Source organism: Acinetobacter sp. GG23, from assembly GCF_057766365.1.
In genome coordinates this window covers 80,342-103,111 of sequence record NZ_JBYMDJ010000003.1, presented here as the reverse complement: position 1 = coordinate 103,111, position 22,770 = coordinate 80,342, and the positions used below count along the sequence as shown (strand labels likewise).

General features: G+C 40.1%; 22 protein-coding genes. 9 read left to right on the top strand and 13 right to left on the bottom strand.

Translation table 11 applies throughout. The features are described 5' to 3' along the window. Positions 1-36: 36 nt before the first annotated feature. On the bottom strand, positions 37-723 hold the full coding sequence (locus AC3CAU_RS06615) for a YggS family pyridoxal phosphate-dependent enzyme (protein WP_447054099.1): 687 nt from the start codon (positions 721-723) through the stop codon (positions 37-39). A gap of 123 nt (positions 724-846) precedes the next feature. On the opposite strand from AC3CAU_RS06615, the gene AC3CAU_RS06610 reads away from it, so the two are divergent. After that, positions 847-1,884, top strand: a complete 1,038-nt coding sequence (locus AC3CAU_RS06610; protein WP_131215111.1) for a type IV pilus twitching motility protein PilT — start codon at positions 847-849, stop codon at positions 1,882-1,884. 25 nt (positions 1,885-1,909) lie between these two features. Next, positions 1,910-3,031, top strand: coding sequence for a PilT/PilU family type 4a pilus ATPase (locus AC3CAU_RS06605; protein ID WP_424619882.1), 1,122 nt, complete (start codon positions 1,910-1,912; stop codon positions 3,029-3,031). 61 nt (positions 3,032-3,092) lie between these two features. On the opposite strand, the gene fur is transcribed toward AC3CAU_RS06605, so the two are convergent. After that, positions 3,093-3,530, bottom strand: a complete 438-nt coding sequence (gene fur, locus AC3CAU_RS06600; protein WP_131215115.1) for a ferric iron uptake transcriptional regulator — start codon at positions 3,528-3,530, stop codon at positions 3,093-3,095. A gap of 112 nt (positions 3,531-3,642) precedes the next feature. On the opposite strand from fur, the gene AC3CAU_RS06595 reads away from it, so the two are divergent. After that, positions 3,643-4,041 carry an outer membrane protein assembly factor BamE gene (locus tag AC3CAU_RS06595; RefSeq protein ID WP_131215117.1) on the top strand — a complete coding sequence of 133 codons (399 nt, stop codon included), beginning with the start codon at positions 3,643-3,645 and terminating at the stop codon, positions 4,039-4,041. Positions 4,042-4,085: 44 nt separating this feature from the next. Here AC3CAU_RS06595 and AC3CAU_RS06590 read toward each other — a convergent pair whose 3' ends face one another. The 9 genes from AC3CAU_RS06590 to AC3CAU_RS06550 all read right to left on the bottom strand — a co-directional run bounded on the left by AC3CAU_RS06590 (position 4,086) and on the right by AC3CAU_RS06550 (position 13,682). Next, positions 4,086-4,409 carry an RnfH family protein gene (locus tag AC3CAU_RS06590; protein ID WP_131215119.1) on the bottom strand — a complete coding sequence of 108 codons (324 nt, stop codon included), beginning with the start codon at positions 4,407-4,409 and terminating at the stop codon, positions 4,086-4,088. Next, positions 4,409-5,491, bottom strand: a complete 1,083-nt coding sequence (locus AC3CAU_RS06585) for a hypothetical protein (protein WP_447054098.1) — start codon at positions 5,489-5,491, stop codon at positions 4,409-4,411. The genes AC3CAU_RS06590 and AC3CAU_RS06585 overlap by 1 nt, the downstream gene beginning before the upstream one ends. 141 nt (positions 5,492-5,632) lie before the next feature. Then, a complete protein-coding gene (locus AC3CAU_RS06580; RefSeq protein ID WP_131215123.1) occupies positions 5,633-6,088 on the bottom strand; it encodes a bacteriohemerythrin in 456 nt (151 codons plus the stop codon). A 436-nt stretch (positions 6,089-6,524) separates the two neighbouring features. Continuing rightward, entirely contained in the window at positions 6,525-7,373 is an 849-nt protein-coding gene (locus tag AC3CAU_RS06575; protein ID WP_131215125.1) for a class II glutamine amidotransferase, read from the bottom strand. Positions 7,374-7,582: 209 nt separating this feature from the next. Next, entirely contained in the window at positions 7,583-8,482 is a 900-nt protein-coding gene (gene argB / locus AC3CAU_RS06570) for an acetylglutamate kinase (RefSeq protein ID WP_447054097.1), read from the bottom strand. Between the two features lie 10 nt (positions 8,483-8,492). Next, positions 8,493-9,917, bottom strand: a complete 1,425-nt coding sequence (locus AC3CAU_RS06565) for a phosphomannomutase/phosphoglucomutase (RefSeq protein WP_131215130.1) — start codon at positions 9,915-9,917, stop codon at positions 8,493-8,495. 461 nt (positions 9,918-10,378) lie between these two features. Continuing rightward, a complete protein-coding gene (dut, locus tag AC3CAU_RS06560; protein ID WP_447054096.1) occupies positions 10,379-10,831 on the bottom strand; it encodes a dUTP diphosphatase in 453 nt (150 codons plus the stop codon). A gap of 35 nt (positions 10,832-10,866) precedes the next feature. Next, positions 10,867-12,906, bottom strand: a complete 2,040-nt coding sequence (locus AC3CAU_RS06555; protein WP_131215134.1) for a UvrD-helicase domain-containing protein — start codon at positions 12,904-12,906, stop codon at positions 10,867-10,869. Positions 12,907-13,031: 125 nt separating this feature from the next. Continuing rightward, the gene (locus tag AC3CAU_RS06550) at positions 13,032-13,682 is read right to left on the bottom strand and encodes a YiaD family glycine zipper/OmpA-like lipoprotein (RefSeq protein ID WP_131215136.1); all 651 of its coding nucleotides are present in this window, start codon (positions 13,680-13,682) and stop codon (positions 13,032-13,034) included. Between the two features lie 245 nt (positions 13,683-13,927). Here AC3CAU_RS06550 and yihG point away from each other — a divergent pair, with 245 nt between their 5' ends. From yihG to AC3CAU_RS06520, 6 genes are all read left to right on the top strand, one after another. After that, positions 13,928-14,851, top strand: a complete 924-nt coding sequence (gene yihG, locus AC3CAU_RS06545) for a 1-acylglycerol-3-phosphate O-acyltransferase, YihG family (RefSeq protein ID WP_131215138.1) — start codon at positions 13,928-13,930, stop codon at positions 14,849-14,851. A 19-nt stretch (positions 14,852-14,870) separates the two neighbouring features. After that, a complete protein-coding gene (locus tag AC3CAU_RS06540) occupies positions 14,871-15,923 on the top strand; it encodes a preprotein translocase subunit SecA (protein ID WP_447054095.1) in 1,053 nt (350 codons plus the stop codon). A 121-nt stretch (positions 15,924-16,044) separates the two neighbouring features. Then, the gene (gene minC, locus AC3CAU_RS06535) at positions 16,045-16,779 is read left to right on the top strand and encodes a septum site-determining protein MinC (RefSeq protein ID WP_131215142.1); all 735 of its coding nucleotides are present in this window, start codon (positions 16,045-16,047) and stop codon (positions 16,777-16,779) included. Between the two features lie 66 nt (positions 16,780-16,845). Next, the gene (minD, locus tag AC3CAU_RS06530; RefSeq protein WP_067862937.1) at positions 16,846-17,658 is read left to right on the top strand and encodes a septum site-determining protein MinD; all 813 of its coding nucleotides are present in this window, start codon (positions 16,846-16,848) and stop codon (positions 17,656-17,658) included. 3 nt (positions 17,659-17,661) lie between these two features. Beyond that, complete coding sequence (minE, locus tag AC3CAU_RS06525) at positions 17,662-17,934, top strand: cell division topological specificity factor MinE (protein ID WP_004648029.1); 273 nt, start codon at positions 17,662-17,664, stop codon at positions 17,932-17,934. Between the two features lie 263 nt (positions 17,935-18,197). Continuing rightward, on the top strand, positions 18,198-18,485 hold the full coding sequence (locus tag AC3CAU_RS06520; RefSeq protein WP_447054094.1) for a PA4642 family protein: 288 nt from the start codon (positions 18,198-18,200) through the stop codon (positions 18,483-18,485). Positions 18,486-18,571: 86 nt separating this feature from the next. Here AC3CAU_RS06520 and AC3CAU_RS06515 read toward each other — a convergent pair whose 3' ends face one another. Together AC3CAU_RS06515 and AC3CAU_RS06510 are read right to left on the bottom strand one after the other, a co-directional pair. Beyond that, positions 18,572-19,474, bottom strand: a complete 903-nt coding sequence (locus AC3CAU_RS06515) for an AEC family transporter (protein ID WP_447054093.1) — start codon at positions 19,472-19,474, stop codon at positions 18,572-18,574. Between the two features lie 149 nt (positions 19,475-19,623). After that, on the bottom strand, positions 19,624-22,674 hold the full coding sequence (locus AC3CAU_RS06510; RefSeq protein WP_447054092.1) for a DNA translocase FtsK: 3,051 nt from the start codon (positions 22,672-22,674) through the stop codon (positions 19,624-19,626). Between the last annotated feature and the right edge of the window lie 96 nt (positions 22,675-22,770).

Below are 22,770 nucleotides of genomic sequence, written 5' to 3'. Positions count from 1 at the left end.
AGTTTTCAAAATAATCAAAATGGATTTGAGTATTCGTTACTTGGAATAATCTCGCGCGCCGAACAATGCTGTTCCAACACGAACCATGGTTGAACCTGCTGCAATTGCTTCTACCATATCTCCAGACATGCCCATGCTTAAAGTATCCCAGTCTTCAGGATGTGCATGTTCTTTTTTAACGATGTCAAAAAGCTGCTTCGCATTTGCAAAAGCTTGGCTATTGTGAAGTGCGGGAATCACCATCAAACCGCGCAATTTTAAATGAGGCAATTGGCTAATCTTTTGAACCAGTTCCGCCACTTCACTCGGCCGACAGCCGTCTTTGGTGTCCTGTGCATCAATATTCACTTGTAAACAAATATTCAGCGGCGCTTGAGCGGCTTCACGCTGACTGGATAACCGCTCGGCAATGATTAACCGATCCACCCCATGAACCCATGCAAAATTTGCAGCCAGATGTTTGGTTTTATTGCGCTGTACATGGCCAATGAAATGCCACTCGATATCTAAATCATTTAAAGTTCCAATTTTCTCCAGCGCTTCTTGTAAGTAATTTTCTCCAAAGGCACGCTGCCCAGCTTGGTACATTTCACGTAGCGACTCACTTGGATGAGTCTTCGAAACAGCCAGTAACTGTACGGTTTCCGGCTCACGCTGTGCTTGTTTACATGCATCCTGAATTTGCTGTAAAACTTTATTTCGTGACGCTTGAAGACTATTCATTGACCAGATTCTCATTTTCATTCATATTTTTCGCTTTCCCCTTAAACTAACTGTTGGTTAAGCTCCAGGAAAGCCTTATTATTCTAACAAAATAAATAACATTTAAATGATCTCGGGGAAATTATGGACATCACTGAACTTTTAGCCTTTTCTGCTAAAAATGGGGCGTCAGACTTACATTTATCAGCGGGTATGCCACCACTCATCCGCGTCGATGGCGAAGTTCGTCGTATCAACTTACCCGCTTTAGAACATAAAGAAGTACACAAACTTGTGTATGACATCATGAACGATAAACAGCGTCGTGATTTTGAAGAAAAGTTAGAGACAGACTTTTCTTTTGAAGTGCCGGGTGTGGCGCGTTTCCGTGTCAATGCATTCAACCAGAACCGCGGTGCGGGTGCAGTCTTCCGTACCATTCCATCAAAAGTACTGACCATTGAAGACCTGGGCATGGGTCAAATCTTCAAAGATATTTGTAATTTCCCACGCGGGATTGTACTGGTCACAGGTCCAACCGGTTCGGGTAAATCAACCACCCTTGCTGCGATGATCGACTATATTAATGATAACCGTTATGACCATATTTTAACGGTCGAAGACCCGATCGAATTTGTACACGAATCGAAAAAATGTTTGATTAACCAACGTGAAGTACATCGTGACACGCATGGCTTTAACGAAGCACTACGTTCTGCCCTGCGTGAAGATCCTGACATTATTCTGGTCGGTGAGATGCGTGACCTTGAAACCATCCGTTTGGCATTGACTGCTGCCGAAACGGGTCACTTGGTTTTCGGTACCCTACATACCACTTCTGCTGCCAAAACCATTGACCGTGTCATTGACGTATTCCCGGCAGAAGAAAAAGACATGGTTCGTGCCATGTTGTCGGAATCCTTACAAGCCGTGATTTCTCAAACATTATTGAAGAAAAATGGCGGTGGTCGTGTGGCGGCACATGAAATCATGATCGGTATTCCTGCCATCCGTAACCTGATTCGTGAAAACAAAGTAGCGCAAATGTATTCAGCCATTCAAACTGGTGCCAACTACGGTATGACCACGCTTGATCAAAGCCTAAAAACGCTGGTCTCTAAAGGCGTTATTAGCCCGCAAACTGCCCGTACTATGGCGAAACAACCAGAATCATTCTTATAAGCTTAAACGGATTTGGGGCTAAGTTATGGATTTTAACGACTTACTGAATTTAATGATTCAACAGCAGGCATCCGACTTATTTATTACTGCCGATGTTGAACCGTCGATGAAAATTAATGGTCAGATTGTTCCAATTGCGAAAACCAAACTGACTGGGGAAATTGTCGGGCAGCTTTTAAACTCGATTATGAGTGAGAAACAGCGTAAAGAATTTGCTGAAACCCGTGAATGCAACTTTGCTATCAGCAACCGTGACAAGACTGCCCGTTTCCGTGTCAGCGCATTTCAACAGCGTGATGAACCGGGCATGGTATTGCGTCGGATCGAAACCGTTATTCCGACTATGGAACAGCTGAAGTTACCGCCTATTTTAAAAGAATTGGCCATGACCAAGCGCGGTATCATCATGTTCGTGGGTGCGACTGGTACAGGTAAATCGACCTCTTTGGCTTCCATTATTGGCTATCGTAACCAGAACTCCAAAGGGCATATCATTACCATTGAAGACCCGATTGAATTTATTCATGAACACGCGGGCTGTATTATTACCCAACGTGAAGTCGGTATTGATACTGACTCTTTCGAAATTGCTTTAAAAAATACCTTGCGTCAGGCACCCGACGTTATTTTGATTGGTGAGATCCGTTCGCGTGAAACCATGGACTATGCCATTGCCTTTGCCGAAACCGGTCACTTGGTATTTGCCACACTACACGCTAACAACGCCAACCAGGCCATTGACAGGATTATTCACTTCTTTGATGCTGACCGTCATAATCAATTATTTATGGATTTGTCACTCAACTTAAGAGCCGTGATTGCGCAACAGCTTATTCCATCTGTTGATGGGCAGTCTCGTCGTGCAGCGATTGAAATTTTAATCAACTCGCCTTTAATTGCAGACATGATCCGTAAAGGTGATGTACATGAAATTAAAGAATTGATGAAGCGTTCACGTGAACTGGGTATGCAAACTTTTGACCAGGCCCTGTTTGACTTGTATAAAGCCAAACAGATTACCTATAAAGATGCATTAAAACATGCTGACTCACCGAACGATCTACGTTTGCAAATCAAGCTATCCGAAGAAGGTGGGGATCGCTTATTGCATGCAAGCTCGAACATTACCTTCGATGGTCAGGCTTAAAAGCAAAAAAAACAGGCTTCATAGTAAGCCTGTTTTTTTTAACTGATTTCTTAAGTCAGTATTATTTTTTACGTAAGGCGTCCTGACATTCTGGTGCATCACAGTAACCATATAGATTCAAAGAGTGACCTGTCAAAGTGAAACCATAGTTTTCAGCCACTTCATGTTGCTGATGTTCAATTACGTCATTAATGAATTCAACGACTTTGTTACAATTTAGGCAAACAATATGATCATGGTGATCTTCTTGCATAATTTCAAAAACGGAATGATTGTTTTCGAAATGATGGCGCTGAATAATACCCGCAGCTTCAAACTGTGTTAACACGCGGTACACAGTTGCTAAACCGACATCTTCACCCTGTTCGAGTAAAGTTTTATAAATGTCTTCTGCGCTTAAATGATGTTGTCTTGAATTTTCTAATAATTCCAATATTTTTATTCGTGGAAGCGTAACTTTAAGTCCAGCTTTGCGTAAATCTTGATTTGAAATAGGCATGTAAAAAGGTCTCTCAACAAATTTAAAGTTGGAATATGCAACAAAGTTTAGATGCAGTATGATCTATCGGTGGATCAAATGCATCATAATTAATTTGGGATAGTGTAGCAAAATGCAAAAAATCATGTTGACGTTGTTCGTCACTTCACTGCTCGCAGGCTGTTCGACCTTGGGCGTGTATAAAGTTGATATTCCGCAAGGGACACCATTAACTCAAGCACAAGCTTCAAAAATTCAGGTCGGTATGAGCCACCAACAAGTTCGCTTCTTGCTCGGTAGCCCTACAGTTTCAGATCCAATGAATCCTTTACGTTGGGACTACATCTACGACTACACACCAGGAACATATGCTAAAAAAGCCAACATTCCTGCAGCTCACGGTCAACATTTAAGAATCTATTTTGATCCAACAGGAACAGTACAAAAGATTGAAGGCTTGGAAACCATTCCAGAATCTCAACCCGGCTTACCAGGATCAAAAGAAGCGATTCTAACTGCGCCCCCACTATAGCCACTTTAAAATAAAAATAAACCCCTCAATGAGGGGTTTTCTTATCACTTCAATTGTTTAAAGCGATTTCCACGACAATAAAGTCCAACCGGATTTTCTGCAGCACGTTTTCGACGAATATCTTTCGGATTAACCGTTAATGCACGATAAATCTCGACACGATCACCGACTTCCAAAATTTGATTTGGATCTTGCAATCGCATCCCAAAAATCCCCAATGAAAGTGGTTCGGGTAACTGAATTTGTATCCGTATACCACTTTGCTCAATCGCATCTAGAGCGGTCATCCCTTGTCGAAAAGGCACAGCAAGATGAAACTGTTGATTCTGGGCTGCATATGCCACCCAAACCTGTTGTATCTTACTCATTAGACCCATTGTCCAATAATCGCCACTATTGCCAAGATAATCGATACAGGCAGCACCACACGTACTGCAATACGCCACAGGTTATAAAATAGCTCATTGCTAAAATTCATCGATTTACGTAAATGGCTAATTTTCATGACCCAACCAGCGAAAATGGCATAGATCAAGCAAATGATGAGACCCCAAAGCATAAGTAGCGTATTAAAAATTGGACTGATTGTAGGAATTGCCCAAACAAATACAGCAACTAAAATCACGAGCCATTGAATCGCGATATTCAATTGACGTTGTAATAATTGTTCACGTGCCATATTGAGCAAAAGTGCTGCCATACTGACTACAGCAACCACGAAGGCAAAACTTGGAATTTCAGTATTGGCAGCAAAGAAGCCAAAGGCAATCACTGCAAATAATTGTGCAATCCAAATAGGTAATGCAGTTTTGGTTGCAACATCTCGTTGCTTAATCATAGGCAAACTACTTTGCCAGTACAAACCCATACCCAAACCACTGGCAACAAGTGCCAATACGGTTGCACTGCCCCACTCACTAAATTCAACGGGTGTCACTTGCCAAGCAGGCAAAGCCGTTCCCATCACGTTCGCTAGAATTAAGGAAGCTAAAACTCCAACAACATTTAAGATGACAATAATTTTTCGCGGTGCAAATGAAAGTGTAATTGCACCAATCGCCAAGCCAACGAATAACAGATTCGGAGCAACCCCATTGAAGGCAAAATGCCCCAATAGCTGGCTGGCATTAGACAGCATGCCACCTGCCAAGAAAGGAATAAAGACCACGGCCAACCAACCGACGATACGCCATTTCTGCGAGGCATCTGCATCACGCGTTAAACTGGACAATGCATTTAAGGCAGTGGTTTTTGAACGCTTCGCCAAAGCAATTTCTAAATAACAGATCGGTAATGCCAAAATAAGCATGGTACCTAACCATAACAACCAGAAATCAAGTTGACGTTCAACTTGGATCCCGACAATCGGTGCCAATGTGGCAATGATGATAAAAGATAAACAAAATGCCATCAGCGGCGATAGCCATCGTGACATAGCATTGTCCTGCATGATGCGTTCCTAAAAAAAGTCTTTCGCTATTTTGCCTTTGTCATGCGGGAAAATCAAAAAGAAAAAGCAAACCATCATTATTGATGATTTGCAGCGCAAGTTTATTGTGACTTGTAATTGTTATTATCTCGTTTATCTTTTTTATGAAAAGAAACGAGCAAACCAGTTTTTGCCTTTTTTCTGTTCTTTTTCTTTAATGATACCCATCATATTTTCTTTTACGGCACCGACATAATCGGCATCATCGTGCTGAATATGATTAATCAGCCATTTTGAAAGCACTTCATGTAACTCACCTTCAATCGCTTGTCCCATTTCAAAACGGTCACGGTAAGATTCAATCTTTTTAATAAATAAATCATGGACACGTTTATGCGGTACACGATATTTATAACCGGCTTCTTCTTGCAAAGATTCTTCAAAAGTAAAATGCGACTGCGTATAATCAATAATATTTTCAAGAATCTGTTTAATACGAATACGATCCATATTACTTGAAATATCATCAATTTCATTAATATAATCCAGAATTCTTTTGTGTTGATCGTCAATCACATCGATACCAGTATTATATTCTGGAACCCATTTCATTTTCATTACGACCGCCTATAAATATATACAATTCATCACGTAAATTTATAATATATTGATTTTAAACAAATAAAAATGAACTAAAACGGTTGGTTTTAATAAAAAAACTTAGTTTATTACTTAAGCACATGATATCTATTGTTTTTAAAGTTAATCCCAATCAAAAGGATAAAGTATTTTTTAACCAATTCTCTTTAATCAATCCTGTTTTAAGTGATATTTTATCAAGGGGAAAATCTATAAAAACAAAAGATTAAATATTATTTTAATAAAAAATCTTTTTATAGCACATAAAGATTTAAAAAAATGATATTTAAAACTCATCAAACCAAGTAGAAAATACTATTATATTTATTGAAAACCAAATTTATAAATCAATAAAAAAATCTATACAGCTAGTTAAATCAACATCTCTATAGATTTAGAAATATTTAGCCATCACTTAATATTGATCGGCTCTGGTTATTCGTTTTAATTCTGGATTTAAGCGTTCACGCTCTAAACGCTCGACATGAGTCTGCTGTTCTCGAACAGGTCGACCATCCTGGAATAAGATCATCTCTCCCGGCACAAAAGCATTCCAGGTTTCATTTTGCGTTAAAGGTTCGGTGGTAATGACTGCGACGCGATCTTCCGGAGTAGTCACCTGACTAAAATCGACTTCTACATCAAGATCAATCAATTGAGCCGGTTTGAATGGATATTCCCGTACTAACCAATGCAATTTGGTGATGGCATAGGTAAATAGAGCCTGACCATTCGACAAGCAAAAATTGAATGTTCCATGTTCTGCTATTTTTGGAGAGACTTCCGCTAACAAATCAAAAATTTGATCAAGTTTCGGTTCATGATAACCAAATTTATGCACCAACTGATCGAGTAAAAAACAAAATGCGCGTTCACTGTCGGTATTTCCCACTGGGGTAAAACGACCGGATAAAATGGGATTATAATCATGCAAATCGCCATTATGGGCAAAAATCCATTGCCGTCCCCACAGTTCACGACTAAAGGGATGCGAGTTTTCTAAATTAATTTTACCTTGCGTCGCTTTGCGAATATGGGCAATCACATTGCGTGACTTGATTGGATAATTACGCACCAGTTCTGCAATCGGAGATTCAACTGCCGATTGGTTATCGACAAAAAGGCGACAAGCTTTATCTTCAAAAAAAGCAATGCCAAAACCGTCACAATGGTCAGAGGTAATGCCTGCGCGTTGAGAAAAACCACGAAATGAGAAAGTCACATCCGTTGGCGTAGCACAATTCATTCCGAGCAACTGACACATAGTCTTGATCAAACAGCAAATACAGGAATTTTCTATTTTGCATGACTGGGCTGGGGCTTGCAAATCTCAATTTACAATACGCATCACTATTTTATGCATTAGTTCAGGAATAATACTCAAATAATTAATTTCATTCAAAATTCTATATAAGTTAGTCTAATCAAAGCAATAAAAAAAGCCTCACAAGGAGGCTTTTTAAAGTGATTCATTTAGTGCTTGGCACGGTTGGTAATTAAGGTCCCTACCCCATGATCAGTGAAGATTTCCAATAAGGTTGCATGTGGAACACGACCATCCACGATATGCGCGCTGACTACGCCTCCTTTCACTGCATCCAGTGCACAACCGACTTTAGGAATCATACCACCGTAAATCACGCCGGTTTCAATCAAACGATCGACTTCCTGAGTGGTTAGACCTGTGAGCAAGTTTTTATTTTCGTCAAGAACACCAGTAATGTTGGTCAGAAGAATGAGCTTTTCTGCACCCAAGGCTTCAGCCACTTTACCCGCGACTAAATCGGCATTGATGTTGTAAGTATTACCTTCATCATCTACACCCAGTGGTGCAATCACAGGAATGAAATCGCTGTTCGTGAACATTTCAAGTACGTCAGTTTTCACACCAATGACTTCACCGACCAAGCCAAGATCAATCTGTTTTACTGTGCCGTCTTCCGCCGTTTTCTCCATCAACAGCTTTTGAGCGCGAAGTAAATTACCGTCTTTACCGGTTAACCCAATAGCACGACCGCCATGTTGATTAATCAGGTTGACGATAGATTTGTTCACACTACCGCCCAAAACCATTTCAACCACTTCCATGGTTGCAGGATCGGTTACACGCATGCCATCAATACGGTCAGATTCACGACCGAGTTGCTTCAAGAATGAATCCACTTGTGGACCACCGCCATGCACCACGATTGGATTTAAACCGACGGTTTTCAACAATACAATATCACGTGCAAACGAGCTTTCCAGCTCCGGGTCGGTCATTGCGTTGCCACCATATTTCACTACTAGCGTCTTACCCGCAAAACGTTGAATATACGGCAAAGCTTCAGTCAAAATTTGTGCTTTGTCGATGCCAGTATGCTGATGTGGCATTCGCCTCTCCTTATTGAGCATCTAAAATGTCTTGTGCGATTTTAGGATATCGGTCACTTAACATGGAAACAAATGTGTGTCGAATCGCGTTTAATCTTACAGGATTGTCCGCATCAAAGCGTACTGTAAAATATTCACCGGTATTCGATGCTCGAATAATGCCAAATCCATCTTCAAAATCAAGTCGCACACCATCAATTTTACTTAATTGTGCACCTAAATTCTGACTTTTAACCTCAACATCATGTAATACCGCTGTAGGTTCTTCACTATGGGTACTAATATAAAGGTCTTCAGTGCAACTGCGCTCAGGATAAACCCGCAATGCTTTTGATAGGGTTAAACCTGGTTGTTGACTCAAATATTCCAGCACACGTAAGGCTGCATATAAACCATCATCATAGCCAAAACCACGCCCGTCATTAAAAACATAATGACCTGCGTATTCTCCACCAAAAACCGCTTTTCCTTTAGATTGCGACATATAAGTACGCAAGAAGGAACTGCCTGTACGAATCATTTTCGCCTGTCCACCTAATTGATGAACGGTATTCCTGACCATGGTCGAACATTTCACATCATAAACAACTTCATGACCGGGATGCGTTTTCAAACACATTTCAGAAAATAAAGCCAATAATCGATCTGCTGAAATAATAGCACCATATTCATCAATTAATACCAGGCGATCACCATCACCATCCAACGCAATTCCGATATCTGCTTGCTGCTCAAGTACAGTTTTTCGTAATTCAACAAGATGTTTTTCTTGTGAAGGGTCTGGTGCATGATCGGGAAAATCACCATTCGCTTCACATCGGATGGTTGTGATTTCACAACCTAATTTTTTTAACACCAATGCCGCACAGCGCCCTGCCGAACCATTTAAACCATCGAGTACCACTTTAAAAGGACGCTTTAACTGGATATCTTGTAATAATGCTTGCTGATATTCGAGACAATATTCAATAACGACTTCATGCTGAACAGGTTTGGTCACTAATTTTTGTAATGGATCAAAAACGCTACTAGCACTTATACCGACTTGTTCAATCATTGCTGGACAGGGTGGTTCATTTTGAATGATCCACTTAATTCCATTATCTGTTTTAGGATTATGACTGGCGGTCAGCATGATTCCATTGCCACCGAATTGGCGTGCAATAAAATATAATAATGGCGTTGAACAACAACCAATGATAGTCGCATGCAGTCCTTTTTCTTCACACACCTGTCTGATGATTTCTGCATATTGCGGACTGGTTAAACGCGCATCATAACCAATAGCAAGTCGCGTCTGCCCCACCTTAAGATATTGAGCAATCAATCCATAGGCAATCGCTTTAACAATTTCAGGTGTCAAAAGTGATATTTTTCCACGAATATCATAGGCACGAAAAATTTGTAATGGGAATTTTTTATTTTCAAAATTCATGATGACATCTGCTACTTAGGAGTAGGCCATAAAATTAGAACTTTATGGAAAATTTAATAAGGTCAGTATTCATAACCAGTGCATCACTTTAAAAGAGAAGATTAGCATTATAAAAGTATTTCATATTTTTAATCAGCGGCAAAAAAATCTTACAAATAATTATATAAAAAAGATTATATTTATTCGAAAAAAATCTTTTATTTAATTTTAAGACAAATATTATTAAATATTTTCATTTAAATATCATTAATTTAAAAAAAATTAAACCAGATTTCACCTAAAGATAAAAGCAATACTTCTGGTGTAAGTATTGTAAATCTTTGTTTACGAATTCTTTTATTATAAAGGGAGTTAAAGTTTCTAATACAAAAATTATATAAAATAAAGAATATAACCTGATAAAAAAACAAATATTACTGTTCATTTATCAGGTTATAAATTCTTTAAACTCAATTTATAGTTTAGCCTTTACCGGTATGACCAAAACCACCTGACCCACGTTCAGTCCCAACAAACTCATCGACTTGTTCAAATTCAGCATGCACTACAGGAACAAGTACATATTGAGCTAAACGCTCACCTGGCTCTAAAGTAAATGCTGTTTGGCTACGGTTCCAGACCGATACCATCAATTCGCCCTGATAGTCTGAATCGATTAAACCGACAAGATTACCTAGAACAATGCCGTGTTTATGACCTAAGCCCGAACGCGGTAAAATCAAACCTGCAAATTGAGTATCTTCAATATAAATAGCTAGACCTGTTTTAACCAATACAGTCTGACCTGGTTCAATGACAGTAGCTTCTTCTACACAAGCACGTAAATCTAAACCTGCTGAACCCGAAGTCGCATAGGTTGGCAAAGGCCATTGACTGCCTAACCGTGTATCGAGTACTTTCACTTGAACTTTCATCTGTTCTTTCCTAATTGCATGGTTTAAAGAGTGGATTAACGCTTAATTAGCGCACGTAAATTTTCGAGATAATGCTGTGCTTGTAATTTTGGATCAATATTACCTGCCAATTTTTTCTTGCGACCCAGCCAGTCCAAATCATCTTGCGGCAATTCATCCAGAAAGCGACTTGGGGTCATTTGCTTCATTTGTCCGCCATTTTTACGCTGTTCGGCCAGCGTAATGGTTAAGCCTTGCCGTGCGCGAGTAATTCCCACGTACATTAAACGGCGCTCCTCCTCAACGGTTTCTGCAGCAATCGAATTTTTATGCGGTAGTAATTCTTCTTCCAGACCAATCAGATATACATAAGGAAATTCAAGACCTTTTGAAGCATGCAAAGTCAGTAAATTAACCTTGTCGGTATCTTCTTCTTCCTTCTGCTGCTCGAGCATATCCAGCAACACCATTTTACGAATCACACTTTCAATGTTTTTTTCATCGACATCTTCAGCGCGATTAATCAGACTTTGAATGCTGCTGTACAAAATTTCAATATTATCGAGCTTGGTTTTTTCTTGCGCGGGTGTTGCTGCCTGCTCTTTAATGTAATCGATATAGCCGGCTTCAAGCATCATCTGACGAATAATCGGCACTGGCTCGTCATCTTCCAGCAAGTTACGGGTGAAGCTACCAATAAAATCGGCAAATTCTGCCAGTTGTGTGGTGGCTTTTTTCGGAATCACCATGGTCAAGCGCTGATCACCCGCTGCTGTTAATAATGACAGATGATTTTCCTGCGCGAATAATCCCAACTTCTCCAAAGTCACCGGACCAATCGCACGTTTAGGCGTATTAATAATGCGCAAAAAAGCACTGTCATCTTCTGGATTAATGATGATACGTAAATAACTCATTATGTCTTTGATTTCAGCACGACCAAAGAATGACTGACCACCAGATAATTTATACGGAATTTGCATTTGACGTAGTTGTGTTTCTAAAACACGAGCCTGGAAATTACCCCGATATAAAATCGCATAATCTTTCCAGCTTTTGCCATTCATCAGCTTATGAGTGATGATATCTTTAACCACGCGTTCAGCTTCATCATCATCATTACGGCAAGTAATGACACGAATCACTTCACCATGACCTTTATCTGACCAGAGCTTTTTTTCAAAAATATGTGGATTGTTACCAATGACTGTATTGGCAGCTTTTAAAATACGACTGGTCGAACGATAATTCTGCTCGAGTTTGATCACTTTTAAATTAGGAAAATCTTCCTTCAACAACGCCATATTTTCAGGCTTTGCACCACGCCATGCATAGATCGACTGATCATCATCCCCTACCGCGGTGAATTGACCCATCACACCAACCAGCAGTTTGACCAGAATATACTGCGCAGTATTGGTATCTTGATATTCGTCGACCAACAGGTAACGAACACGGTTTTGCCACTTATCCCGGACTTCGGCATTTTCTTGTAATAAACGGGTCGGCATTACAATCAAGTCATCGAAATCGACCGCATTATAGGCACGCAAGTTGCGCTCATACAGTTGATACAAATGCGCAAATTGCACGTCTTCTGCTGTTTCGCATGTGGTATGCGCTTGTTCGGGTGGAATCAGATCATTTTTCCAGTCCGAAATCATTCTCATGGCTTTGGCAATCAGTTCTTTACTTTCGGCACCGGACAAATTATCACGATGCATTAAGTCCATCAGAATGCGCTTGCAATCATCGGCATCTAAAATTGAAAAATTATTTTTTAAGGGTGTATGTTTCAGTTCTAGACGCAGTAAATTCAAACCGAAGGTGTGGAAAGTCGAAACTGAAAGACCTTTGGCCTCTTCACGAGACAATAATTTTCCGACACGCTCTTTCATTTCACGTGCAGCTTTGTTGGTAAAGGTCATTGCAGTAATACGATATGCAGGAATACCGCAGTTCTGAACCAAATGGGCAACTTTTCGTGTGATTACGGATGTTTTACCTGACCCAGCCCCTGCAAGTACTAACAAGGGTCCTTGAGTGTATTTCATGGCTTCAAGTTGCTTGTCATTGAGTTGACTTGCCGACGACATAGGATTTCCTCGTTTTGATTCGAGCTAGATTATAGTCGGGTCAGACAAACTTTCATAACCTAAAATACAGGTTTGACATTTATAAAAAAACCACCCGAAGGTGGTTTTTATACATTCAGTAAAACTTATTGAACTGCGTAAATGCTAATTTCTACACGACGGTTTTGTTCTTTACCTGCTGCAGTTGAATTGCTTGCGATCGGGTTCGCTGAACCTTGACCTTGTGCATTAATGCGTGAAGTAGAAACACCTTTAGATGCAAGATAGCTAGCTACTGATTGTGCACGTGCTTGAGACAGTGGAATATTGATTGAGTCATTACCTGAACTATCGGTATAACCGGTTACCAAAATACCGCTCTTGTTATCTTCAGTTAAAGTTTGCGCAACTTTGTTCAAAGTAGCATAGAAGTTCGGCTTGATATTTGATTTGTTGGTATCAAAAGTAATGCTACCAGGCATTACTAAACCGACAGAACCATCTGGATTACGGTTTACGTCTACACCCGTACCAGCCATCTGTTGACGAAGTTTTTTCTCTTTGTTGTCCAGATAAACACCCGCAGCACCGCCCACTACAGCACCAATTGCTGCTGCACGATTATTTTGTGCACTGGTATTAGCATTGCCTTTGGAAATACCATAACCTGCTGCAGCGCCAATTAAGCCACCTAAAGCAGTTTTGTCATATTCTACGCCACCTAAGTTATTACCTGTTGTCGAACAACCTGATAATACCATTGCCCCTACTACTGCTGAAATTGCTAGTGCACGCATTGCATGCCTCCTTCTTGTGTTTTATCGTATAGTGGAATGATGAATTAAAAAAAATGGGCATACCATTGATTTTTTGTAAATAATATAAGCCCCAGTTACATTTTGTAATAATCTATGCGGGTGATCAAGATCCCTTGGTCACAATTTCTACATAGTTATATGAATAGGCTTTTTAATTTTAAATTCTACAATTATATTAAATGGTGAAAAAAATTAGGCGACTTCATCTTTAGGACCGTTCTTCTATGTCATCGCAAATCAAGAAGCAATCTATATTAAAAAAATTATCTCGTGGATTAACTGTAGGCTCAGTGATTACCGGAAGTACGTTTTTTCATGGCCCTCCAGTGCTTGCATTGGGCTTGACTAAACTGGTCAAAAAATCACGTAAAGTAGACGAAACTAATATTCAGATTACCAACAGTTGGCTCGGTGTCAATAATTGGCTGATCGATCATGTCTTACCTCATTTAAAATGGGATATTAGTATTGATGACGATTTAGATCTGAGCATGCAGGGTCGTTACCTGATGACCTGTAACCATCAAAGCTGGGTCGACACTACGGTGAATCAATATTTTGGTTTAACCCGTATGCCCCTGACCCGTTTCTTTACCAAGTGGGAACTGATCTTTATTCCGTTCGTTGGACAAGCCTTTAAAATCTTGGGTTTTCCAATGATGAAACGTCATAGCAAGGAACAAATTGCTAAAAATCCAGAGCTCAAAACACGTGATATAGAAGAATCACGCAAGGCCTGTGAACAATTATTGAGTCAACCTTTTACCTTGCTGAACTATTTAGAAGGTACGCGTTTTACCCCAGAGAAACATGACGCACAGCAATCTCCCTATAAGCACCTCCTCAAACCTAAAGCGGGTGGCTTAGCTTTGGCCCTAAATATTTTAGGTGACAAAATTGATGCCCTGGTAGATATGACCATTGTTTATCCTGATGGCGCACCAGGCTATGGCGATTTTTGGTTGGGTGATGTTAATCGTATTGCAGTCAATTTGCGTAAAATTGAGATTCCAGATTGGGCTTTAAGTGGCAATTACGAAGAGGATGCTGAATATCGTGAACACTTTCAGCAATGGGTCGATGAATTATGGACTGAGAAAGATCAACTAATTGAACGCATGAAACAAGACTTGGCTGCAAAAGCATAAATAACATTTAAGGAAGAAAATGAAGCAAGATGACAAAATAGCCAAGCCAACCTTTCATTTCGTGAAAAAAGATTCTTGGGGCTGGAAAGTTGCACTGTGCTATGACATTTTTATGATGCTTTTGATCATCATCAACTTGTTTTGCTTAAGTGCCAATGCCATTCTCATGAGTGATTTTGGTGGTTGGTTATTTAACTTTATCCATCTTCCTGAACTATTGCAGTTTTATAGGACAGAATTACGTCCTTGGGTAATTATTACCGAAAGTTGGTTTACCAGTTTTCTTGTGATTGAACTGCTGATCCGTTGGGGAATTGCCATCATCGGGCAACATCATAAACGCTGGTTTTTCTTTCCTTTTATTCATTGGTATGAAATTCTGTCGATTATTCCACAACTGCGTTTTTTGCGTTTATTACGTGCCGGTTCAATCGCCTACAACCTGCATGAACATGGCTATAAAGTGATTCCTGATAGTTGGTATAAGCGTGCCAAATTTTATTACCATCTGGTGCTCGAGGAACTCACTAGCCGTATTGTAATTACTGTTTTAGATAGTATAAAACATGAACTTTCCACCAGTACCACGCATAAAAAACTGATTGAAGATTTGGTCGCCCATCACCGTGAAATGTTCGCCACTGCCCTTGCCGATATTTTACAAGAATCTTTGGGCAAAGAGTTGCAAGCGCAAAGAGTAACCATTGCAAAAAATGTCGGAAGTATTGTGAATCAGGCGATTGAAGATACGCCTGAATTAACACAATTATTACGTCTAATTCCGATTGTGGGTGGACGTATAGAACAGCAGATTCAAAGTATTGGGCAACGTTTGGGTGAAAATATTACCCAAGGGCTGATTGAGCCTTTCGCTCAAAGTAATAAAAACAAAGAAAATCTGACTTATTTAGAAATTTCGAATAGAATCAGTCAAATACAGTTTGAAAATAATATCCATGTTGAAAAACTGGTTGAGTCTGCCGTTTTTGAGAGCTTAGAAGCGATTCGTCAACAGGTTAAAGTAAAGCAATGGCAACAAATGCTGGAACAACATGATCAAGTTAAAGAATGATCATCAGATAAAAATATTTAAAACGTTGCTAGAGAAATCATTCAATTTGTTCTAGGATTTGCTCTATTTACAACATCACTTCGACATAAAATGAATGAGTCAGAAGTATTAAGGAATAATTATGGCTGATATACGGATAAAGGGCAGAATGGTCAATGCGATTCGCATTAACTTAGATACCAATGATCATGATGCAATCCGCCAGCAACTCGCGCCAATGCTACAAAAAGCATTTCCACCGGGTACATTAGTTGTGATCGAAAGTTCAGTTGACCAAGAACTTATTGCCTTAATTCAATTATTGATCAGCCTAGAAGTACAACCTATGGCTGTAACTGAAGGTTTACTTGCTGATCAAGCGCGCGCAATTCAATTTCCTGTTCTGCCTTCAGACACTAAACCGTTGCAACGTATTAAACCGACTAAAGAACAGGTCGTTGAAGTAGAAGCCGACACTACCAGTAATAATGAAGCGGAAAATTCAGAGAAATCAGAGGAAAAACCTGCCCGTGTGGTGAGTCATGTGACCTCTTATCACGATGAAATTCTGCGCACCGGTCAATGCTTGGTACAAGATCATGGCGATATTATTCTTAATGCAGGCATTAATAGCGGGTCTGAAGTCATTGCTTCAGGAAATATACATATTTATGGTAGCGCGCGTGGTAGAGTCATCGCCGGCGTAGGCGGGAACGGTGCAGCACGTATTTTCTGTCATTCCCTAGAAGCAGAACTGGTATCGATTGCAGGTACATATTGTGTAGCAGATGACATTCCACAGCATGTCCTCAAAAAAGCTGTGCATATTTGCTTGAATGATCAACAAGAACTTATGTTTGAAGTTCTCGAGTTTTAATGTATAAATAAACACCAAAAGCCCCATATCTAAAAGGGGATTTGAACCATAACAGGAGTGGATTCGGTGGCGAAAATTGTTGTCGTAACATCAGGCAAAGGTGGTGTAGGTAAAACTACGACTAGTGCATCTTTTGCAACAGGTTTAGCCCTTCGCGGTCACAAAACTGTTGTGATCGATTTTGACGTGGGGTTACGTAACCTAGATTTAATCATGGGTTGTGAACGCCGTGTTGTTTATGATTTTGTGAATGTTTTAAATAACGAAGCTCGTCTTCAACAAGCGCTTATTCGCGATAAAGATATTGAGAACTTATATATCCTTCCTGCATCACAAACCCGTGATAAAGATGCCTTGACAGATGAGGGTGTCGCACGTGTAATGGATGAACTTTCGCAAGAATTTGATTACATTATTTGTGACTCACCTGCGGGAATCGAGCGCGGTGCAATCATGGCGATGTACCATGCCGATGAAGCGATCATTGTGACTAATCCTGAGATTTCTTCAGTACGTGACTCTGACCGCATTATTGGAATGCTCGACAGCAAAACCAAAAAAGTAGAACAAAACGAAGGTCGTATCCGTAAACATTTGTGTATTACACGATTCAATCCAGAACGTGCTGATAAACAAGAAATGTTAACGATTGACGATATTTCTAAAGATATTTTACGCGTACCAACACTGGGTGTCATTCCTGAGTGTCCAAGCGTATTACAAGCATCAAATGAAGGTAAACCAGTGATTCTGTTTACTGAAGATGCAGCAGGTCAGGCTTATGATGACCTTGTAGCACGCTTTTTGGGTGAAGAACGTCCTTACCGTCACATTTCGGTAAAACCTAAAGGTTGGTTAGCACGATTATTTGGAGCGTAAGAAATGGCAGGATTCTGGAGTAAATTATTCAGCAACGATGATAAACCTTCAAGCGCACAAACTGCTAAAGATCGCTTAAAAGTAATTGTTGCCTCTGAGCAAGGTTTAGGTAAACGCTTAAGCCAAGACAAAATTGACCAAATGAAGAAAGAAATCATGCAGGTGGTCAATCGTTACGTTCGTGGTGTAGATGAGCAGCATATTCAAATGTCTGTTCGTTCTGAAGCAAACATCGAAATGTTAGAAATGAATATCAATTTGCCTGAAGAGCGATAATCTGAATTCTGATTAGTCAAGCAAATTGAATCAAGGCAAAATATGAGGCTGGATCAGTAAAGTACTACTTTGCCCAGCCGCAAGATGAGAAGCTGTGCTTCGAATGGACTGGATCAGCAAACTTAAAGCAATGCTTTAAGGACTTGCCCAGCCGCAAGATGAGAAGCTGTGCTTCACAGTTGGCCCGGTCAAGCAAAACTACTTTCTCTTGTCCTTCATATTTTGCTTTTTTATTTTATTCAATTTACCAAGGAGAGATTGCGATGGCATTATCTCAGCCAGCAACGTTCAATGAAGAATGGTCAGACGAGCGTGTATTTGCCTATTTAACACAGCTTCCTCCTGCAGGAGTGAATGCCGATTTTCACGTACTTTATCACGCATTCAAACATATGCGTCCAAATGACTATGAACGCTTATTGACGCAATTCGTTGCCGATGGTCATGATGTCAATGCAACCAATCCTGAAGGCCAACGCATTCATGATGTGATTGCTGAATACCCTCGTCAAAGCGAAGGCTTCTTAGAAGTTTTGGCTAAGTTTGCCTAATTTATAAAAGTACCGCTAAAAAACAAAAAAGTCTGTTTGTTTAAATAATACCGACAGGCTTTTTATGAGAAGCCAAGACAATCACATTAAGTTAGCAATATCATTAGTACAGGAAACGTGACTGCAAAACATAGTGTTTGTAGACTAATAATACCTGCCATCAGTTGACTGTCCCCCTGAAAATAACGGGTTAAAATATAAGAAGCAGAGGCAGTAGGCAAAGCAAAAAAGACCACCAATATAGTGGTTTCAAAATGATTTAAATTTAATACAGAACAAATCAAATAAGCTAAACATGGCATTAGCAATAAACGTCCCAAAGTATTCAACAAGAGTCTTGAATAATCATGTTTCAATTCTGCAAACTGTAAGGCAGCGCCTACAGAAATTAATCCCAATGGCAAACTCATACTGGCTAAAATCTTAAACAATTGTTCCACACCAGAAAATAATGACAATTGCAGCAGATTAAAAACAATTCCAACCACACAGCCCAGGATCAAGGGGTTTTTTATCAAAGAAAGTAGAATTTGTGTTGGCTTTAGACCCTGCCCTTGGGAAAAAGCCAGCACTGAAATCACATTGACCAAAGGGATTGTCAGTGCAATCATCATGGCAAAAATTTGCATGCCCTGAGCGCCGAACAGTAATAAGATAATGGATAAACCCATATAGGTATTAAAACGAATGTGACTTTGCACATACACGCCAAAACGCGCGATAGGAATATGAAATAACGCTTTCGCTATCCACAGCATTAAAGTACTCATAATGATGACAATAAATAGAGCTAATAGCACCTGAGCAAAGGTTGCAAGTTCCAGTTTTATATAAGCCAGATTATTAAAAAGTAATACCGGAAATAAAATCAAGTAATTCAGTTTTTCAGCGCCACGCCAAAATTCATCCGTTAAAAACTGTATCCTTTTAAAGATATAACCCATGGCAATTAAAATAATTAATGGAAACAAAGCCATTACCATATTCATTCTCTATTTTTCATCCCTAAATTTCATTTTCCTTACCTGACGTGAATAATCTTTATCGCCTTCATGATTATGCATGTAACTTTAAAATAAGTATTTTTAATGTCCAGAAAAAGGCCTGCATAAGCAGGCCTTGAACTCAGTATAGAAATTTAGACTAAAATTTCACGTTTACCGTTGGCACCCATACTACTAACAATTCCATTTTCTTCCATCTGATCAATAATACGTGCAGCACGATTATAACCAAGGCTAAACTTACGCTGTAACGACGAGGTTGAAGCCTTGCGTGTTTCCAGAACAAAAGACACACATTGGTCATATAAAGCATCTCGATCCGAACCACCATCACCATCTTCAAGACCACGTGAAGTTGGTTCTTCATCATAAGGCGTCAGAATTTCATCGACATAATTCGGAGCAGCACGTTCACGCCATGCATCACAGATATTGTTTACTTCATCATCGGAAATAAAAGCTCCATGAACACGTTCAGGCTCAATTTTACCCGGTCCAAGGAACAGCATGTCACCATGACCTAATAGGTCCTCTGCACCACCCGCATCCAAAATAGTCCGTGAGTCAATTTTACTGTTTACCCGTAAAGCCACACGGGTTGGAATATTGGCTTTAATCAACCCGGTAATCACATCCACCGATGGACGCTGAGTTGCAAGTAACAAGTGAATACCAGCTGCACGAGATTTTTGCGCCAAACGGGTAATCATCTCTTCAGCTTTTTTACCTACCTGCATAATCATGTCGGCAAATTCGTCGGCAACAATCACAATGGATGGTAACGGCGTTAAACGTGGTGCACGCTCTCCTACAACTGAGTCGCTCGCTTTCCAAGTCGGATCAATTAAGTCTTCACCATTGGCAATCGCTTCATCGACCTTGCGGTTGTAGTCACTGAGTTTACGAATCTTCAAGTAAGACATCAGCTTGTAGCGACGTTCCATTTCATTGACACACCAGTTTAATGCATTGACGGCATCTTTCATGTCAGTCACGACTGGCGTAAGTAAATGTGGAATATCGTTATAGTTGGCAAGTTCCAGCTGTTTCGGGTCAATCAAAATTAAACGTAACTGGTCAGGCGTATATTTTAACAGCATCGATAAGATCATCGAGTTCACTGCCACCGATTTACCTGAACCGGTTGTCCCTGCGACCAGCATATGCGGTGCTTTACCTAAGTCAGCAATGACCGGATTACCCGAAATATCTTTACCCATCGCCATCGAAAGAATGCTATTGGGGTCGGTAAAAGCAGGAATGGTCAGCAACTCAATCAGACGTACCATTTCACGGGCACTATTCGGTACTTCAATTCCGATATATGGTTTACCCGGAATCACTTCAACCACACGAACCGAGGCCATTGACATAGAACGTGCAAGATCGCGGGAAATATTGGTGACTTTAGACGCCTTCACCCCTGGTGCCAAATCCAGCTCAAAACGCGTTACCACAGGCCCGGGTTGTGCTTCAACCACTTTGGCTTTGACATTAAACTCTTGCAGTTTAATCTCTAAAAGTTCAGATAAACGCGCTAACTGTTCAGCAGTAAAGTTCACTTTTTTATTTGGATCAACTTTATCCAGTAAATCCAGTCCCGGTAATGGGGACAAATCTTTACGACGTGCCGCAACCTGCATCGCAAGTGACATCGGACGACCTGAGGCATCGGTTAATGGTGCATCAAAATCGAACTCATCTTCCTCGACGGGTTTACCTGCCGTTTCCTGCCACACTTCACGGAACACATCTTTATTTGATGAAATTAAAGCTTTTTCATCTTCCGAAATAATCGGTTGCTGAATCTGGGTCTTTATTTGGCTGCTTATAAAGGCTGAAGATTGCGCATAACTACTGGTACTACGTACTGGAGCAGGTTTTTCTTCAATATCATCAATCAGCAAATCATCGACCAATAGATCATCAAGTCCATCAAACTCATTATCTAAGGCTATATTCTTAGGTGTAGGATGGTTCGAAGATGAAGCTGCTAGAGTAGGTGCAATTACAATCTTTTCTTCAACACTAGAGAGCAAAGATTCACTGTCTACATGATTAAATGGGGTATGCACATCCGTCGCTGTTTTTCCATTGGGAACAGCGGCAAGTAATTCATCAAAAATTTCATCATCATCCCAGTCCAAATTCTGTTTAGACTGTGGTGTAGCGATTGATGCAGGCTGCTCATGTACAAATGTCTTAAAATGTTCATTTGGTGTATGCAGATCAGATTCTTCTGCAGCTTTTAACAAGGCATCAATATCTTGTTTATGTTTTTGATTTTCATCCGAGTTTAATGCACGCCAAACTTCACCGGTTGCCACCACACGTCGAGTATTTTCTTCTAGGCGATGTGCTTTTTCCAAGACTTGTGCGAATTCTGCTTCATCTTCAGCATCAATGAGTTGCTGTTGTGCATATTGTTCTTTTTCTACCATATCGTTAAACAAGCGTTCCGCAGCCTGATCTCGCACCAGAGATGAGGTCTCTGGAATTTCACGATGTTCTGGAGCAGGTGTTAAAGTTTCTGTAGCTATTTTTTGTTTGACACTGGCCACTGATTTTTTGATTTCAGGTGCCGTACGATCAAATGCAGACTCGCTTTCCGGAACATTTTTATAGAATAAGTCTTGTAAATAAGCAGGAGTCGCTTTAAGCGTAACCCATGTTTTATTCCACTTCACTCCAAATGCCAGGGTAAATAGCACCACCCAAAACACCACTAGAAATAAGGTCGCACCATAAATCGTTAAAATTTGAGACAGACTTTGCCCCAATTCATAACCAATAATACCGCCAGATGCATTGTCTAGCGTATCTGCCGGAACTTGCCAAAATAAATACAGTAAACTTGCTGTCGCCAGTAAAATAAAGAACTGTGCAGCATAACGGAAAGGCTTATTCAAAAAGCTATACGGCCACCAGACCTGAATTGCCTCGACAAATAGAAAGATTGGAATGAGTAAACTTGCCCACCCCAAAAAACCGAACAGTAAATCTGCAATCCAGGCACCTGCCACACCGCTGGCATTCGATACCTGCTGTGTATCACTGGAAATATGCATCCAGCCTGGATCAAAAGGCGTATAAGTCACTGTTGCAAGGAATAAATAAATTCCAAAAGAGACTAAAAATAATGTCATTATTAAGCGCTGTGCGTAAGCACTCGACACCGCAGTCATATACTGTCCTGTAACCAATTTTTCATTCATGTTTTTGTAAGAAACTAAGACAAAATAGTTTCGCAATTAAACTCGATATTATGCACCTGTTCCAAG